General features: G+C 58.5%; 21 protein-coding genes. 8 read left to right on the top strand and 13 right to left on the bottom strand.

Annotated elements, in window-relative coordinates:
* Window positions 1-36 precede the first annotated feature (36 nt).
* The 6 genes from ABQM86_RS11690 to ABQM86_RS11665 all read right to left on the bottom strand — a co-directional run bounded on the left by ABQM86_RS11690 (window position 37) and on the right by ABQM86_RS11665 (window position 5676).
* Window positions 37-648: a T6SS immunity protein Tdi1 domain-containing protein gene (locus tag ABQM86_RS11690; RefSeq protein ID WP_369744484.1), complete on the bottom strand. Its 612-nt coding sequence runs from the start codon at window positions 646-648 to the stop codon at window positions 37-39.
* Between the two features lie 8 nt (window positions 649-656).
* The gene (locus ABQM86_RS11685; RefSeq protein ID WP_369744483.1) at window positions 657-1196 is read right to left on the bottom strand and encodes a barstar family protein; all 540 of its coding nucleotides are present in this window, start codon (window positions 1194-1196) and stop codon (window positions 657-659) included.
* A 79-nt stretch (window positions 1197-1275) separates the two neighbouring features.
* Entirely contained in the window at window positions 1276-2289 is a 1014-nt protein-coding gene (locus ABQM86_RS11680) for a PASTA domain-containing protein (protein ID WP_369744482.1), read from the bottom strand.
* Window positions 2290-2569: 280 nt separating this feature from the next.
* On the bottom strand, window positions 2570-2959 hold the full coding sequence (locus ABQM86_RS11675) for a hypothetical protein (RefSeq protein ID WP_369744481.1): 390 nt from the start codon (window positions 2957-2959) through the stop codon (window positions 2570-2572).
* A gap of 180 nt (window positions 2960-3139) precedes the next feature.
* Window positions 3140-3535: a hypothetical protein gene (locus ABQM86_RS11670; protein ID WP_157731655.1), complete on the bottom strand. Its 396-nt coding sequence runs from the start codon at window positions 3533-3535 to the stop codon at window positions 3140-3142.
* A gap of 122 nt (window positions 3536-3657) precedes the next feature.
* Window positions 3658-5676 (bottom strand): alpha/beta hydrolase, encoded by a 2019-nt coding sequence (locus ABQM86_RS11665; RefSeq protein WP_369744480.1) that lies wholly within the window; start codon window positions 5674-5676, stop codon window positions 3658-3660.
* A 97-nt stretch (window positions 5677-5773) separates the two neighbouring features.
* Here ABQM86_RS11665 and ABQM86_RS11660 point away from each other — a divergent pair, with 97 nt between their 5' ends.
* The gene (locus ABQM86_RS11660) at window positions 5774-6004 is read left to right on the top strand and encodes a helix-turn-helix domain-containing protein (RefSeq protein WP_337339402.1); all 231 of its coding nucleotides are present in this window, start codon (window positions 5774-5776) and stop codon (window positions 6002-6004) included.
* Between the two features lie 542 nt (window positions 6005-6546).
* Here the strand turns inward: ABQM86_RS11660 and ABQM86_RS11655 are convergent.
* A complete protein-coding gene (locus ABQM86_RS11655; RefSeq protein ID WP_369744479.1) occupies window positions 6547-7302 on the bottom strand; it encodes a hypothetical protein in 756 nt (251 codons plus the stop codon).
* A gap of 520 nt (window positions 7303-7822) precedes the next feature.
* A complete protein-coding gene (locus ABQM86_RS11650) occupies window positions 7823-8350 on the bottom strand; it encodes a hypothetical protein (protein WP_369744478.1) in 528 nt (175 codons plus the stop codon).
* A gap of 216 nt (window positions 8351-8566) precedes the next feature.
* Here ABQM86_RS11650 and ABQM86_RS11645 point away from each other — a divergent pair, with 216 nt between their 5' ends.
* Entirely contained in the window at window positions 8567-9031 is a 465-nt protein-coding gene (locus ABQM86_RS11645) for a hypothetical protein (protein WP_369744477.1), read from the top strand.
* A 97-nt stretch (window positions 9032-9128) separates the two neighbouring features.
* Here ABQM86_RS11645 and ABQM86_RS11640 read toward each other — a convergent pair whose 3' ends face one another.
* From ABQM86_RS11640 to ABQM86_RS11630, 3 genes are all read right to left on the bottom strand, one after another.
* A complete protein-coding gene (locus ABQM86_RS11640; RefSeq protein WP_369744476.1) occupies window positions 9129-9545 on the bottom strand; it encodes a hypothetical protein in 417 nt (138 codons plus the stop codon).
* A 957-nt stretch (window positions 9546-10502) separates the two neighbouring features.
* Complete coding sequence (locus ABQM86_RS11635; RefSeq protein WP_369744475.1) at window positions 10503-10865, bottom strand: Imm26 family immunity protein; 363 nt, start codon at window positions 10863-10865, stop codon at window positions 10503-10505.
* A 461-nt stretch (window positions 10866-11326) separates the two neighbouring features.
* Complete coding sequence (locus ABQM86_RS11630) at window positions 11327-11692, bottom strand: hypothetical protein (RefSeq protein ID WP_369744474.1); 366 nt, start codon at window positions 11690-11692, stop codon at window positions 11327-11329.
* 162 nt (window positions 11693-11854) lie between these two features.
* On the opposite strand from ABQM86_RS11630, the gene ABQM86_RS11625 reads away from it, so the two are divergent.
* The 4 genes from ABQM86_RS11625 to ABQM86_RS11610 all read left to right on the top strand — a co-directional run bounded on the left by ABQM86_RS11625 (window position 11855) and on the right by ABQM86_RS11610 (window position 13562).
* Window positions 11855-12427, top strand: coding sequence for a recombinase family protein (locus ABQM86_RS11625; protein ID WP_369744473.1), 573 nt, complete (start codon window positions 11855-11857; stop codon window positions 12425-12427).
* 103 nt (window positions 12428-12530) lie between these two features.
* Window positions 12531-12809, top strand: a complete 279-nt coding sequence (locus ABQM86_RS11620) for a hypothetical protein (protein ID WP_369744472.1) — start codon at window positions 12531-12533, stop codon at window positions 12807-12809.
* Window positions 12810-13040, top strand: coding sequence for a hypothetical protein (locus ABQM86_RS11615; RefSeq protein WP_369744471.1), 231 nt, complete (start codon window positions 12810-12812; stop codon window positions 13038-13040). It begins immediately after the preceding gene.
* Between the two features lie 24 nt (window positions 13041-13064).
* Window positions 13065-13562: a hypothetical protein gene (locus tag ABQM86_RS11610; RefSeq protein WP_369744470.1), complete on the top strand. Its 498-nt coding sequence runs from the start codon at window positions 13065-13067 to the stop codon at window positions 13560-13562.
* An 86-nt stretch (window positions 13563-13648) separates the two neighbouring features.
* On the opposite strand, the gene ABQM86_RS11605 is transcribed toward ABQM86_RS11610, so the two are convergent.
* Both ABQM86_RS11605 and ABQM86_RS11600 read right to left on the bottom strand, forming a co-directional pair.
* Window positions 13649-14029, bottom strand: coding sequence for a hypothetical protein (locus ABQM86_RS11605; protein WP_369744469.1), 381 nt, complete (start codon window positions 14027-14029; stop codon window positions 13649-13651).
* A gap of 80 nt (window positions 14030-14109) precedes the next feature.
* Window positions 14110-14637, bottom strand: a complete 528-nt coding sequence (locus ABQM86_RS11600) for a DUF4265 domain-containing protein (RefSeq protein WP_369744468.1) — start codon at window positions 14635-14637, stop codon at window positions 14110-14112.
* A 214-nt stretch (window positions 14638-14851) separates the two neighbouring features.
* On the opposite strand from ABQM86_RS11600, the gene ABQM86_RS11595 reads away from it, so the two are divergent.
* A complete protein-coding gene (locus tag ABQM86_RS11595) occupies window positions 14852-15355 on the top strand; it encodes a hypothetical protein (protein ID WP_369744467.1) in 504 nt (167 codons plus the stop codon).
* A 75-nt stretch (window positions 15356-15430) separates the two neighbouring features.
* Window positions 15431-16297 (top strand): hypothetical protein, encoded by an 867-nt coding sequence (locus ABQM86_RS11590; RefSeq protein WP_369744466.1) that lies wholly within the window; start codon window positions 15431-15433, stop codon window positions 16295-16297.
* Window positions 16298-16302: the final 5 nt, after the last annotated feature.

The following is a 16302-nucleotide window of genomic DNA, read 5'->3' as shown; positions in this document are numbered from 1 at the left end:
GTGCCAATATAGGGCAATCAACCAGCTGCGGAACCCTTAGATCCCGTCGCGGATATCGACTCCGTCGATGCGGGTTCCCGGAGCAAGTCCCTGTGTAGCTATCCGGAGCTGGCCCATAAGGGACCAATAGACTTCCAAGTCGCTGAGTTCAAGGTTGTCCAGGGAGTCTTCGCCTCCGAGAAACAGTGGGACCTTGTAGCCGACACACTCGTTGAAAGCGAGATCCGCGGGGTTCGCTCTCCTCCATTCGCCGAAGAAGCCCGGAAGGATGCTCGGCTCGGGATCCCGAACAAGTTCATCGTCGTGATAACTGGAAAACTTCCGTGGTATCTCCAGTGCGTACCCGGTTCCGGGTTCCAGCATCATGATCTCTGGGTCTGTATCTTTGGTTCGCAGGTCGAGAATGAACTGCCGACCGAGCCAGTCGAAGCCGAAAGGAATCAACGGGAAGCTGAATTCAGGAAACGCTTCAGCGAGCATCGTGCACGCCCTCCGTGACGAATCCGCGGTGTGTACGCGGTAGAGACCGCCGTTGAAGGTACATCCCCCATATCGGGCAAACAGATACGACACCGTGTCGCTGGTGACTTCCGGCGAACCGGGCGTGCCATCGGTAACTGAATAGGTGCTGCCAAAGTTCTCAAGCATAGGACTATCTAAAACTGTCCGGCCGGTTTATCCGGGACATTCAAAAGCATTAGCGAGCCGCCGGCCGTTTCCCAGCGCTGTGAAGCTACTGCTGCAGCCTTGGGGTCTGCTTGCAGCACCACATGAAACGGAATCGGCGGCCTGTCCCAGACTTCGCCCAGCTCAACAGCCTCCGCGAATGTCGAGATGGCATTCCTGAGAAGGCTCACGAAGATCTGTAGCTGGTCTGGGTTCTCGTCAGCGAGCACCTGTTCGGCGTCCTGGATGAGGAGCGCCAGCGAAGTCACCGGTAGCATCCAATCCAGATCGCTAAGACATTCATCGAGGGCGTCCCAGTTCTCGCCAAAGTAGCTTGGGAACTGAAGCGCCGCACCAACTTCGTCCATGAGACTCTGTCTCTCACGCATCTTTCGACCGCGCAGCGTCCTGACGACAACGCCAGCGGAAGTCAGGCTGCACAGCAAGTCTGCAGACGCGGCTGCGCTGGCGGCGAGCAGCATGAAAGAAGTGTCCGTGGGCAATTCAAGGAACGTTTCGGGGTCCATCATTTGATTCTCACAGACTCCTCGGAAGGCGCATGCCGGCTCATGTTTCCAAAGCCGGTGAACCGGCACGCAACGTCGATGTCTAGCCGATCTTGGTCCAGGTGCCGCAGCGCGATGACTCGAATCCTTCACCCGCGTAGACGGTGACAGTAACCCCGTCGGGAGCAAAGCCCACGAAGTTGTTATCGATGATGTCGCCGCCGCCCGTGGTCCGTGACCAATAGCAGTCTTTGGCGCCGGGCTTGGTCTTCCAGGTTCCAGGCTCCATGGTCTGACCTACGATCTTGGCCCCGTCGCTGACTTTTACGGCTGTGATCTCAGCTTGGAGAATTGCGGCGTGCGGAGCGTCGGGGCATACAGTCAGGGCTGCTGCTGCTTCCGACTTTCGCCATTCGGGACGGGCAACAATCTGGTCAGCATAGTCAGGATCCAGTTTTGCGCAGAGAACCATGATGTGGCCAACGGTGGCTGACGGGACGCTGACATCGCCGCCCTTGGAGGCCACCAGATCAACGAGTTTCTGTTCGGACGGCAACAACGGGACTGACCCGTAGGAATCCCTGCCGTCTATCTCGATGTAGCAGGTACCGCCATTTTTGTAATCACTGCTGGCCCAGACTTCTTTATACGACTTGTATTTGGGTTTCGTTGCGCTGTAGGAACCGCAGTTATAGGTGTAGCGGGTAGCAAGTTTCGCGTGTTCAGCAGCGACCTTGGCCGTTTCCGCTTTTGCCGCGGAGGCAGCTTTGAACTCTGCTTCTGTCATGTTCACGGTGATGTATATGGTGTCGGTATCTGGTGTTTCACCGGCCGCAGGCTTCATGGAGACTGCCAGAACTGAATCGTCCGGAACGATATTTGTCGTCCATTCCTTGCCGTCCTTGCCAACGACACGTGAGAAGTAATCATCGTTATTGAGAGCAGTTCGAGCCGCCAGATACGTCTTGCCGACGACGTCCGGAACAGGCTTGGCTGTAGGGGAGGAGCTCGCGGAAGGCGTTGGTGTCGGCGCTGACTCCACGGGTGCAGGGCCGGCGCAGGCAGAAAGGCTCAGAGCCAGCGCTGCGGCTAAAAATATGGAATGACGGAATTTCATTGAGTCCCCAGAGTGCAGTGAGTGAACGGTGTTGCACCTGCTTGGGTAGAGCAGGTTCTGGGTTGAGAATAGTGTGCGAAGAGCTATTGCTTGATGTATTACGGGAAGACCGGTTTCAACACGTGAGAACACCCACGCAGACGTGGCTCCGCTAACAGCCTGATTTCAACGCCATGATCAATTTCTGTGGGTCGAAGGTGTGTGGCATCAGTGCGTTTTTGTAGTGTGGGCACGGCCGGGGCTGCAGGGGGGAGGACCGCGGTCTTCCCCTTAGGCCAGGCTATTTGCTACCCCGCGGATCAGGAACGCAGCGGCTGAAGCCATCTACGGACGTGTTGAGGTCACCGGTGTAGAGCTGGATAACCAAGCCATCTGGTCCAAAACCATTGGTCATGATGAGCTTGTTTGTGGTTGTTGATTGATCGAAGGTCTTCACGCTGTACCCGCGGGATTCATAAAACTGCTCGACTTTTTGCCTGAGTGCCTCGCGCTCGGTGGTGCTGAGGGATCCCATGGTCCGCGCACCAGCAAACTTTTTGCCGTTTCCGGTTCCCTGGTAGTTGCAGTAGCCACCCGCCGGTACGTCCTCGTTCACCCAGTCACCTGGTGACAAGGCCTGAATCTCATCGAGGAGTCCGATGAACTCCGTTCTGGCCTCTTCCGGTGTCATATTCAACCCATTCCCACCATCGGGAAGCATGTTGCTTGCGGCGGTTTGAGAGGGTGGGAGACCTCCATCAGCACTCCTGCCCGAAGACCCAGCGGCGCATCCGGACACGAGCAGCAGCAGGACGGCACTGGTGGAAAGTACGCGTCTGTAAAGGGGGCGGTGCATGGTTGTCATCGTTTTCTAGCGAAATTTGCCTTCCGGGTCGGGAACGCAGCGGGTGTTTCCGCCAAGGTTTATTTCGTACTTTCCGGTGGTGAGCCCCATGACGAATTTGTCGGGCCCGAACACGTCGGTGTGTCTGACGAAGTTCGGGCCGCCATCGGATTCTTGCTTCACAGTGAACCCCGTGGACACGAAGACAGTTTTTACCTTGTCGTGCAGAGCGTCCATTTCTTCCCGGCTCAGCGGACTTCGACTGGTATCGATTGAGAATTGGGTACCGTCAGAGCCGTCCGGGAGCCGGCAGACATCCCCTTGATATTCGGAGGGCGGCGCGACATCCCAGTCGCCGGGGGCGAGGGCCTGAATCTTGTTGAAGAGGTTGAAGTACTCTGTGCGGGCTTGTTCTGGGTCCATGGTTTGCTCCGCGGTGCTGGTAGGTGGGTTGGTCCCAGGGGTTGTTCCGCACCCTGCAAGGGTGATTAGAAGGATGGCTGCGGCGGGAAGGATGCGCCTGTTAAGGGGGCGGTGCATGGTTGTCATCGTGTCGCATTCGTGAGTTGGTCATTCAAGCCGAGGGCGATTCTGGCTTGGTTATAGCTTGACTGGGTTCTCCTGTCGAAGTACCCGTAGATGCCGTCCTTGCCGCCTGTTTGTCCGTCGTGGGTTTTCGTTGGGAGTTCTGTGGCACCATCCGGTCCCGTGATGCCGTCCGTGCCGAAGGTGACGGCGCCGAATCCGGGGTCTGCGGTGCTTTTACGCTGCCAGCCGAGCCCATGCCCGACTTCAGCTACGTGGTCCCAGTCGTAGGTTCCCCGGTATACGGTGCCGCCGGGGTTTAGGTGGAGATCGTTCACGGAGGTCACGTTATCAGGGGCCCCAACGTCCCCGACGAGAACGAGGTTATCGACAGGCAGCTCGGTTTTTGCTGCCTCCATGGCCCCGAGGGAACCCATGGAGTGCCCGACTGCGGTTGTCATGGCTGCGTTGTCGAGGTTTTGGTGAACGGCGTTGACCCCTGTCGCGTAGTTGCGAAGGGCAGGACCCACGACTTTTGCTTGGTCGTTGCTGAACACACCCAGACCCTGGGCCGGCTCGACACCAATCCAGGCAACGACAGCAATCCGGTTCTTATCCAGCCCGTTGGAACCGGCGAGTTTGCGTTGATCAAGCCGCTGATCATTGGCCTGTTTGGTCTTGGATGCCATGTCCTTGCCGATGGTGGTGTCCAGCCCGGGGAGCTGGTAGGTGACGTGCTTGGCGGCGTCGAGGTCTCCCACGGAAATAGATGCACCGAACCCGGTCTCCGATCCTGTCCCGAGACTAAAGGGAGCGAAGCTGATTAGTTGCCGGATGTCGGATGGATCCTGAGGATTGGTTTTCGGCCTGCCCTGGCTGTCGTAGAGCGATTCCCAGACTTTGTTGACCATGCCTTCCTGGGAGCCTTCATCAACTTTTCCGCCGTGCTCGTCGCGGTACTTCTTCCAGTAGTCGTGCATCTGCAGCAACTTTTTGCGGTTGGCGAGGTCTCGGGCGGTCGCGGTGACACCGTTCAGGTTTCCGATAACATCTGGAAGAGCTTCGATCAGAAGGTGCTGTTCTTCACCGACGGTGACTTTCCCGGTGGCAGGCTCGACGGTGTGGCCGAGACCAGACCACCACGTGGCTGTGGCTACGGGGTCCAGTCCTGGTTGGGTCAGGAGTTCCCGCAGCCGGGCGGTGCCACCATTACCGAGCCAAACCTTCAGTTGCGCTGCACTCATGGTTCCGATGTCGTTCAAGCCCACTTGGTTTGGTGCTGCGTATTGGATGAAGAGTCCGTTGAGCATGCTGTCGGCTAATGCGCCGCTACCGGCTGTTTCGAATGCGGTGGCGACCTGCTCTATCCAATCGGCGTCTGCTGCGTTGCTGGCGAGTAGCTGCTCAAAACCAGCAACAAACGATTCAGTCTCGATGTTCACCCAGGAACATGATGCTGTGAAGCTGCTCCAGGCGTTCCGGACTGCGGCAAAGTGTGAGTTCAGGGTGTTCGTGGCAGTCCGGGACACCGACGCGAAGCCGCGCAACTTGCCCGGATCAGCCGAGGTGATTCCGGTTCCCGGCCCGCCGGCGAACCGGGGCCGTTCCCGCGCCGAAAACGCAGCTGAAACTGTAGGCGCAGCAACCGGCGTACTCTCGGGCATCGGGTCCAGGACCATGGTGGCGACTGTTGCGGATGCTTCGGCGATGTTCCCGGAGAGCAGTTGCTGTTTGCGGATGTTGTCGCGTTGCTGCCAGGCGTCCATGTTCTTTTGCCGGGCTTTCTCTTGCTGTGCCCTGTGCTTGGCCTCGCCGACGTCCTCGGCCAGAGCCGCGAGGACACCTGCAAGCTTGCCGCGATCATCGGACCTGATGCCGCAGGCGTCCTTGAACAGGCGCCCGTAGCCGCCGTTGAAGTCCTGCACTGCCTGCTCCACGGCCCCGTTCAGGAAGCCTCCCTCGGCACGCAGAACCTCGTCGGCGGAGTTCGCGGCAGTGATCAGCGCGTCGGCCGCGCCGTCATCAAAAGCAATTTCCATGCTAGCCCCCAAACCAGAACAATAAATCCAACGATTAGCATAACCGGTGTTTGCGCAGTTGCCAGTTCATTGCGCCGGCCGACTTTAGGATGGGTGTATGCCAGAGGATGCCAAGAAGCACCGGTTCCTGACCACGGAACAGGTGGCCGAGGAACTGAATGTGTCAGTGAACCAGATCAGGGCCTTGCTCAAGTCAGGCGATCTGCGGGGTATCCAGGTTGGAGGCCGGAACGTCTGGCGCATTGCTGCCACCGATGTGGAAAGCTACATCGCTGAGGCGTACAGGGTAACTGCAGAGCGGATCGCCGCCGGCGAACTTCCGGAGTGAAAGTCGTACTGATGCCATGCGCGAAAGCCCGGGTTCAATGACACCCGCAGAGTCCACACAAGATATCTGGCTCCGGGTCCTTCGGCTGGACACTGTTTCCTGGCTTGGACTCCTCGGCGAGGTTCTGCATGTGGGAGACGAACGACGTCCCAAGAGACAGCTGGACCTGGTCGTCCCGACGGGGCTGCTGCCGTGTCTTGAACGCCCATATGATGCAGTCACAACGGAGCTGCACAACCGTGAACTGGAACTGTCTCTCGCGCCGGGCACCCTGAGCAGGCTCATTCCACTCTCAGCCCTTCCCGTTGCTGCGGTGGAAACGCGGATGGACTACTGGGCGGCTTTGGCACTTGATTGGGCTGACCCACTTTACCTTGTGGATCGGAACGACACCGTGCTCAGTACCATCGCCGAGTCCTCGTGGGCGAGCCAGAGGACCAGGCACCGCGCCCGGAAAATGCTTCGCAGTAAAAGCTGACCTTCACTGGCCCTTTTGGCGGAATGAGGATGGTCCTTGCCTGACACATCCTCCCGACGCGAAGTCACCAGATGTCCCACACCACGCCGGCGAACCAGTCGGCTGTCCCGGACATGGCATCCGCGTCGCCCAAAGGCTCCATTATGCACAACAACGCAAGGGCGAACTTTGTCTCGGGGTTGTCCAAGTGCGTGTGAGTCTCGAACGCATCCAAATAGTCCCGGCAGCTTGCTGTGGCTGATTCCAAGGTGTCTGGTGTTCCCTTGCCCAAGGTCCAATATGCGTCAGCTGTTTCCAGTATCGGCTGTAGCTTCATTGGCACAGTAAGTTCCTTGATGAAGTGCAGCAGCACCAGCATCAGGCCTTTCCACGGGTCTGTTGCTCGTATGGTAGCCAGCTGCTCAGCCGCAGACCGGAGTTCCATCGCGGTCATCGGTGCGCTGAGATCAGACAGTCCGGGTTCTCGTCGCGTGCCCATCATTTTGCCCAGTTCAGTCTTGACAGTCTCGGCGGCTGCGGGGTCACCGTCGTAGTAGTCCTCCCAGAAGCCAGGCACGAGCCAGCTGGCCGGTGCGAAGTCCAGAGTTCCGCCTTCTCGGATGCGGGCCTCCCAGCTATCAGGCACGGTTCCATCCACGGTGATGAAGGTCCTGGAGTCGAACCAAGCAAGGCTGTGCTCGTCGTCGATGACAAGATGAAGCAGTACGGGCCCGGCAGGGTAGGCAAGCAACGAGACCACCTGGTATTCAGCGTCGAGACTGAGCCCTGGACTGGATTCCAGTGTTCCCTGGCCGTCGTTGGTGAGGAGCGGCGTACACATGACTTTCATGGTCGTTCGCCGTCCAGGGCGGCGAGCCATGCCACTAGTCGTTCCTCTTCGTCTCTGGGTAAAGGTAGAGTCGCTAGCTCCGTCCAGAGCACGGTTCCCATTCCGCATACCCGAAGTCCCTCGTACATTCGCAGCTCATCGCCGGGTCGTACCTCGAACCAGCTGGGCACCTTGTCAGGGAAGAGCGGCACTATGACTGTGTGAGCTGACTCGCCGGGCTGGATATTCTCCCTGGAGAAGCCCAACACAGGAGCTGCAGTCTGCTCGCCAGCGGGCCAGCCGGGAAGGCCCCAGTTCGGGCGGTAAGCGAACCTGAGTTCTGGTGACTTGCCACCTTGGAGAGGGCTTTGTCGCCCTCCGTCGGCGAGAAGGCGCAACTCAATGCCAAGCGCCAAGGTAGGGGTTGGACTCATGGGCACAGCCTATCGAAGCGTTTGCTCGCCATCGGGCTCTGTGGAGCGGAAGGCCAGTATGTCGACGAGGTGCAGCGATGAAGAACAACCCCTTGTGTTCAACGGCGACTTCCGTACGTCTTGTGCCAGTACTCGGCGCTCTTGCTGCTTGAACGCAGGATGGCGTCCGGCTGCGGCGAAGCTGGCCACATCTCCAGCAGGTAGTAATCGATAACCTCTTCGGAGAACTCTCCGTCTTCTCCTGCATCGCGGCCTTTGGCACTGGTCCGCAGCCGGTAGCTGCCGGGTGGCACGTCCCGTAGTTCGCCGGTCGTCTCGGCGGCCCACGAGGCCCACCGCATGTGTTGGCCCTCGGGGAGTGTGAACGAGACCTCGACGATGTCCTCCCACGAGGAATCGCTGTTCATTCCAGGTGGCTCGTCCAGGAGGATAATGCGCACGTCAGACCCTCCTGACCGTCGGCCGAAGTGGACATAAATCCCATCCGGATTGGACGCCCCGACCAGGCCGTTGACCTGGCCCCCGAAGAAGCGTTCAAAGATTCCGTCGAAGCCATAGCCGGCCCAATAAAGGTTGAACTGGCCGTAGTCGGTCATGATGAGTTGATCGAGCAGCACTCTTTCCACGGGATCAGCTTACGGGGGACCGGCCGGGTTATTCAGCTATGTCCGTGAAGTACCCCGCGACGTCGTAATTGCCGATCAGCCGCGCCAGCCCCATGGGGGTCTTGCAACTTCCGTTGACGCAGAGTGGATCAGCTCCGTACGGTAGAGGATCCTCAACCGGGCGACCCTATCGCATGATGCGCTCGAATCATCCGGTACGTATGTAAGGCTGATCAAATGAAGCTTCAACCGACCCCTGCCCAGGCCATGGCCCTGTTGACCTCCGGGCTGTTGGACGTCAGTGAATTTCCTGACATTGCCGCCCAGTGGTTGGCAGATGGCATGGATTCGGCGAACCTTCGCATGCTTGCCGGCGCCGACAACGAGGATCCGAACGACATCCGCGACTTATGGACGGCAACCCTGAAGGACCTAGAGATCCAGGCCATTCCATTTGAAATGCGGTGGCCTCAGATCTGGACATACGAATTAGCCACATGGAAAGCTGGCCAGCGAACCAGGGGGCAAGTCCTCCGAGACGCCGTTCAATACCTTCGAGCAGTCGACTATGCCGACCGAGACGCCGAGGAAGCGTATGCCCTATGGCAGCTTTGGGACGAGCTCACCAGCAACTACATCCCTCCAAGGACCGAAGCTGAAGTCTGGGCGGACGTAGACAGGTACCTCCACAACTTCGATTGATTCACTTGCGCAACTCTGCGCTTCGAACAAAAGCCGTACAAGACAGCCGGTATGGAACGGTATGGCGCCCGGATAGGGATCCTTCACCGGACGCATGCTAGAGGTCAGCAGCGGCGCCGTGCGAAGTTAGGATCGTGCCGTCCGATACCAGTGCCACGCGGATGGATGCAGCGTGGAGATCGATTATGCCGAGGTCCCCTTCAACGGTGTAGTGGTCTCCCTCGATGATGAGCGAGTCGATATTGCCGTAGTCAACTGAACCGTCCGGGTCACGCGAAGGCCGGGAACTGAGCTGACCCGTCCAGGTCAAATCTGTTACACCATCGAACACCAGCACCCCCTTGCGGTAACAGTATTGCTCTCCGGGGCGTGCCGGGGCATAAGAGGGGTGTTCCTCGGTCAGTACGAACTCCGCGGTGATGACAAGCTGTCCTCGGCTTGCATTGATGCCCAATACCCAGCTGTCTTCCAGGTAAAAGCCCCGAAGAACTTCATGCTCAAAGTACTTTCCCAACCTCGGCCTCCCTGCCTGCCATGTACCGATGAATCGCACGGCCTCTCAACTGTAGCGCTGAGTGCAAAGCAGAGCCCACGTAAGGCGATCCCTCACCGGGCACTTGCCTGCTCCTGAAAAGGCCGGCGTCTGTCCGGCGTGTAGTCTGAGATCTTCGATTTGGGGGAACATAATGCTTCGGACGTCCATAGCTCAGTCTTTACTTTTTGGAGCAATCCTCGGACTTGTTGGGTGGGTTCTGGCCGTTCCGCTTGGTGGACGCGCCGCTCACCAGGAGTATCGCAATGACGAAGACTTCTACACCCTGCTTACGCTGGCCGGGGGCTTCCTCATACTCCTAGGGTTTAGCCTCTTGCTCCTTGGGCTCGTCCTCATGAGCGTGAGCATTTTCAAGAGAATACGCAAGCAATTTGAGCGAACCCCGAGACCAGAGAAATCCATGGTTGCCCCGAAATGACTCGTCAGCGCGTAGGACGTCTCACGATGCTCGCTCTTGGGATCTTTCTGATCGCGTGGGTCGGCTCCATCCTCTGGACCGCCATTGATGAAGGGGCGGTTCCCTCAGACTCGGCTTTCCAGGTTATCCCTCGGCCAAGCGAAGCGGGGAAGATCTCCACGGGGTGTGGATCGGGCGGCTGTTGGCGGGAAATGTCTGTAGATGTCAGACCCCCTCATACATCACGGTCGCTGGCAGCCGAGATGGGGCTGGCAAAAGAGCGATGCGAGCCCACGAACCTCTGGACATTGCGAAAGACCTGTACCGGGATCTCTAGTGACGCTGGGGGCCTCAAGGTCTACGTGCGCTACTCCGGCATACTTTCCAAGTACTAAGAGTGCCGCTCGGGCAGCCCACTTACCCGTAAGCGGATCCTTCAACGGACGCTCTGGCAGCGGTCAGCAGCGGCGCGGTGTGAAGTGAGGATCGTGCCGTTCGAGGATAAAACAGGTGGCTGGTTCCTACTCGCCCAGGAGCCTTGTGAGTTTGTTTTCGACATAGCCAGCTCCCATGAGGCCGTCGGGTACGCCCCCTACTATTTCTGTAGGGGGAACCTGGACTTCCTCCAGCAGAAGACTCGGGTCGGCATCATCGTAGCGAAGCCGAAACGAGCGACCCATAATCGGTTCAGTACGAAAGAACTCCGGCATGGGCCACAGTTCTTGGCTCCAGTCTGGTAGTGGTCCAATGATCGGCCACTTGCCTTGCTTCAAATGCAGGTCACCAAAACGACCAACGAGGACTGCATCCTGTCCGTTCAGTTGCTCTACCTGGCTGACTTCAGACGGCTGGGTCCTTATTGAGCCGAAGAAATATCCAAACAAGACTCCTTGCTGGTTGGCTCGCGCTATGAACCAAGACCGTAGCCGCCGACGTTCAGAGGGACCGCAAAAAGAACACCAGGCCCGTATTTCAGCTTTCCCACACTAACCTCCGGTCCGGCTTAGGAAGTCCACAGCTGCTTGCCTGTATCTCGGTCCCTGCCGTTTAAGCTTCACGAGTAGTCCTCGGGCATAAGGGCTAAGGGGATCCGAAGTGTATCTAGCTCGAAAGGTGGTTCTCCTTTGAATAGCAAGGAGAAGACAACTTCATTTCCCTCGACACTATAACCGTGTGTGAGGACCGTGATTTGCGAGCCGTTACGTAGATCAACAGCCCACAGCTCGGGTTCCATCGCAAGCTCCAGAGCATTCCGAACGACTCGCACGCTAGATGACAAGTCTTCGAACTTCACTCGAATCCCAGATGCTCCCTCAAGGCTGTTCTCATGGGAACCGGACATCGTCTATTCCTCCTCCCACGCGAAGCTTCGGATGTGCCACTCTCCGCCGACCTCTGAACGGTCGGCCAGCGTTCCAGGAGCCAACTTCGCCATCTCAGCAAGCGTCCGGTCAAGCCGTATGACGTGAGTGATGTGTGCAGCAACTGCTCCATCAGGGGTGTTTGGGTCATCCACTCCATCAGCAAAGCCCCACCCATTATCAGGGTCATGAAGAACTTGAAGAACAGGTCGCTCACCAGAAAGAACGGACTTCATGACCACGGCACCTAGACCTTCGGGAAAGCGGTCATCCGGAAACGGCCACGGCATCTCTCGGTGCATCTCAGCATTTTGCGACATGGAGATATTCTCCCCGATCATCAGATGCACGGACGTCCCAACTATCTGCCCGTAAGCCGGTCCTCCACCGGCCACCGTGCTGCCCCACATTCTGCTCATGAAAATATGCGCCATTACGGGGAACCGGAATTCCCGTAAGACCCGCCCGCAAAACTGCCCGGTGAAGGTACCCTAAACGCCACACTCGGCATCATGCTTATCGGCTACGCCCGTGTCTCCACCAACACACAGGATCTGACAGCCCAGCGGGATGCTCTGGCGGCTGCCGGCGTGGACCCTGACGCGATCTATGTCGATCACGGCTTCACAGGCACCCAACGCGAACGGCCCGGACTTGGCAAAGCCCTCGCCGCCTGCCGGAACGGGGACACACTCGTGGTGACCAAACTCGATCGCCTCGCGCGGTCGTTGCCTGACGCCAGAGATATAGCTGATGAGTTCACCCGTAAAGGCGTCGCTTTGAACTTGGGTGGCAGCGTCTACGATCCCCAGGATCCCGTGGGGAAGCTACTGTTCAACGTCCTGGGCATGGTGGCCGAATTCGAAGCAGACCTCATCCGTGCCAGAACCCGCGAAGGAATGGCAGTGGCCAAGGCCAGAGGCCGGCTTCGGGGAAAGCAACCGAAACTCTCCAAGGCCCAGGAAACCCACCTGGTCAGTCTGCATCGGGATGGGGAACACACCACTACCGAAATCGCGGAGCTCTTCGGCGTCGCCCGTTCCATCGTCTACCGGGCGATTCAGCGCGCCGCGTCATCCTCGTGACTTCGTCGTCCGCGGGGATCTCTTCGTGCGCGGCGCGTGTTGTGTGAGGGCGTTGCGCTTCTAGGATGGTGACACGAAGAGAGCATTGGCGGGGGAGGGAAGCATGGCGTTGGGTCTGGTCTTCATCGCCATTGGTGTGATGTGGCTGCTGTTTAGGAGACCAATCGCGCGCCGGCAGCACTGGATCAGCTCACAAATGATTGGCCGGAGAGGGGAGCACTCTGAATCCGAACCTCCCCTTGAAGCCGACACGGAAGCAGATGAGGAGCGGGTCAGGGGTTTCGAGATGCTCGGAGTGTTCTTCTGCGCAGTGCTGATCGTCGGGGGTCTGCTGATTGTGGTGCTGACGCTCATTTTCAGGCCCCCATGGGCAGGGAAGTAGATGGGCGATCCATTCTTGGGGCTCGTCGGCGCCTTCCTCATACTCAGCGGCCTGGTGCTGTATCTGATGCGCAACCTGATGGCACGATCCGGCGTTGATGGTTGGGCCTGGCTGCCCGAGGGGACGCAGTTCAAGACGTACGAGTACCAACTCATTCTGTCGAAGGTAGCGGCTGCTATTCCGGCAATGGCAGGGTTGGTCTTCTTGGGCGTTTTCCTGTGGCCAAGGTAGTGCATCAGTTGGACGGAGAACACCTTGACTGAGCCGGACGGGTTCAGGCCCCGTGTTGAAGACGCGGACCTGCGCGAGGAGATCGATGAAGGCGTTAAGCGCTGGCATGACCGCGCTGTTGCCGCGGGCGAGGAGCGGGTCCTTGCACGGACCAAGGACGGTAACCTCTACAGCTACCACTGGGACGAAATCACGTTCGGCGGTAAGTACGTGCCAATAGTTGAGTCAGTTTGGTCCATGACAATTTTCGCAGGTGTGATGGCCGCCATGACTCTTTCAGCGCTGGTGGTCTACGTTCTGTTCTCAGCTTCGGACGGTCAATGGAGTCGGTTGTTCGTGCCGGTAAGCTTTGGTCTCTTCGTTTGGCTTCTGGTCTTTTGGGCACGTCAGGACTGGGCTGCCCGGGCGCGGCGGGAGGAACGTGGTGTTCCTGAGCCAAAGACGGGCAAGAGGTCGGTGCAGGTTGACTTCGGCTGGCCGCCACCACCGATGCGGGGACGGGGAGACGCTTCTCGTCTGTGAGCGTCAGCGAGTGATGCGGTTGCCGATCAAGGATTATCGGCACAAGCGCACAGGTGGAACACTGCCAGAGGGGTCAAGACGGGCGTTCATCGTGCTGTTGTGAAGACGGTCCAGAGCGAGCTGGCAACGAACATGGCTCCCATCAGCATGTACATGAATCCCATGCCTTTGATGGTCGGTACGTCAGCAATCGTGAAACCGTCCGGGGCGATGTTCTTGCTTTCCCTATAGAGACGGGACCATGTTGTGGCGGTGTTCCTGACGTCCCTGAAGATGCAGAATCCCAGAGAAAACACTGACACTCCGGCCAAGGCGATGGGGAGCAAAACGGCCCAGAACGGCAACTTCAAGGCCGCCAGGATGAACGACAGAATGAAGAACGCAGGAAAACAGAGCATCAGGGCTTTGGACGGCTGGGGCCACTCGACGTAGATCCGCCGCATGAGTCGAAGGTTTCTGATGATCACTCCTTAGTTCGTTGCCAGGAACTTGGGCAGGCTTGCCGGAGTCAGTACCAGCGCGGGGAAGAAGACCAGCATCCCGGAAGCTACGCCTGTTTGGGCTCCGGAAGTTTCGTTCTGCCCGTTTCATAGTGAAGTTCGTCGTTGTTCTGCAGAGTAAACAGCTTGTCGGCCACGACCTGCGACAAAGCTTCGTTGCAGGACACAGCGAAGAACCGCGGAGACATGACATCAAGGATGCATCCGAGCTGGGCGAGTTCAGTGGCCAGCGGTTGCCAAGCATCTGGGGCGTCCGTTTTCAGCATGATACGAAAGGTGAAGTTCGATGCGTCGTGATTGAGTCCCGTGGCAACGACGGCGTCCTCTGCCGAGCGCATGACCTCCACCCTGTCACCAAAGTTGATGTCATAGAGAAAAGCCGGCACCGCCAGGACAGTGGCTGTGCCGTCTGCTTCAACTCGGCCGCGAAGTCCTTCCCACATTTGCTCGGTGTCCGGTTCCGGAGGCAGCGCAAACCAGATGGTGTCAGGCGCGTCCAGGGCTTCGGGTAGCGGCTGGAATGCGCCGTCGTGCCAATGCGCCACGACGCTGGGGTGTTGCCGATAGTCAGTCACCCGCTGAGACTACCGAACAAAGGCAAGCGATCAGCAAGCGACGCGGGCGCCCTGTCGAGGAACGAATACACTGGGGCGAACTGGCCAGGGACCTCCTCGCTGAAATCCAGCGCCAGCAGGTAGTTGTATCCCGCATCTAGAACAGGCAACGATCAATGACAATTGTCGACTGCGTTTCCCCACCAACTCAGCTCCATCAGCGGGGTGCCCGCAAATGAGGCCGCCCGCACGCGAAACCTTGACAGTGTTCTGGGACTCCGACGGCGGACAAGAGGAGATGCCGGGATTCATCGTTTATGGGCTGGTCGATCCGAAGTGTTGGGTTGAAAGGTCCTTCCCGCTGGGCTTGTGGCCTGCCGGAACGGATGCAGCAGAATCCCCTCTTTACGGTGAGTCCTGGGAAGTGAAACTGTGGGATGTACGGGTCCAGGAGTTTTTGAGTGGGAAAGCCTGGACAACGGCCGTTCGTGGGACGTTGCAGACGATCATCGACGCCGGATGCAGAGTGGCCTGGGTCAGCAGCGAGGGCTTTCCTTTTGTCGATCCGCCCTTCCTGTTTCTGCCGGAGCATATGTCCGGGAGTGTTCTGTCTGCCCTCACTTCTGATGGCGACTTCTTCTGCCCTCTGGACCCGGACCAGCCGATTCGTGCAATCTCAGATGATCAGTTGGTGAGATTACGTGTTCACGCGGATGGTCTGGCTGATGCCATCACCTGATGCTCCACGTAGACCAGTGCTCTTTTGGGTGGCTGTAGGGATGGCCTCCGGGATGCCTGATGGTAGGTTCTGCTCATGAATACCGAGGATGCTGTCCTGCCTCCGGGGTGGCGCATGTCTGAGCAGCCTGGAAGCCCGTTGCCTGCCGGTTGGTCAATCAAAGGGTTTGAGGAAGAACTGTCGTGGCTGGGAGAAGACGTCGTCAACGCAGCGGAGACGGCCGTCCTTCCACCTGGTTGCGAGGACAGTGTCTGGATTCTCCACAATCAATATGTGTGTCCCCCGGGTGTTGATCCGGGTCTGCTCGCTGAGGAGGATAAAGGCCCCATCTACCTTGTGGCCCCGCCGTCTGAGTTTGTCAGGATCAGGTGGAGCGAAGTGGCCGATATCAAAGGCGTTCCGCTACGGGGAGCGTTCTGGGATGGGTTGGAAGTCCCTCCATGTTTTCGCTGGGACGCCATGCTGGGGTGGGATGAAGCCGGGCTTGTTCTGCCTGGTGCTGAATTTGTGTACCAACCCATGAGCGGGACCATCGGTCAGGTGGAGCTAGAAGCACTTCTACCCCTGCTGCAATGCGCGACACAAACTCATCGGGCGGAAGGAATGTTCGCCTATGCAGATCGATACGCGGACGACATTTTGGGTCTTGTGGTCGGTGCCGATGGGATCATGCGACGGCAGGTCGTCTCCTTCGAACTCGACGCACTCCTGCCGGCGCTGCTGGAACCAACTCTTCCCAACCACACGCCTGAGTTTTGGTGGCCGGAGGACCGGGCGTGGGCTGTTTGGACTGACTGGGATCTGCTGGGATCCAAGGTCTTCGGCGGTAAGGAACTGATCGAGTCCCTCCGCAGCCATCCCGACCTCGAAACACTGGACTGGTTTCCGGTTCGAGCAGACCATCAAACACCCCTGGATCCTCTCAAGGAACAGCAAAACTGAGTCGG

Origin of the sequence: Paenarthrobacter sp. AMU7 (genome assembly GCF_041200195.1) — a bacterium.
Taxonomy (GTDB): domain Bacteria; phylum Actinomycetota; class Actinomycetes; order Actinomycetales; family Micrococcaceae; genus Arthrobacter.
The sequence above is the reverse complement of the archived record's forward strand: the minus strand, read 5'-3'. Positions and strand labels throughout refer to the sequence as shown.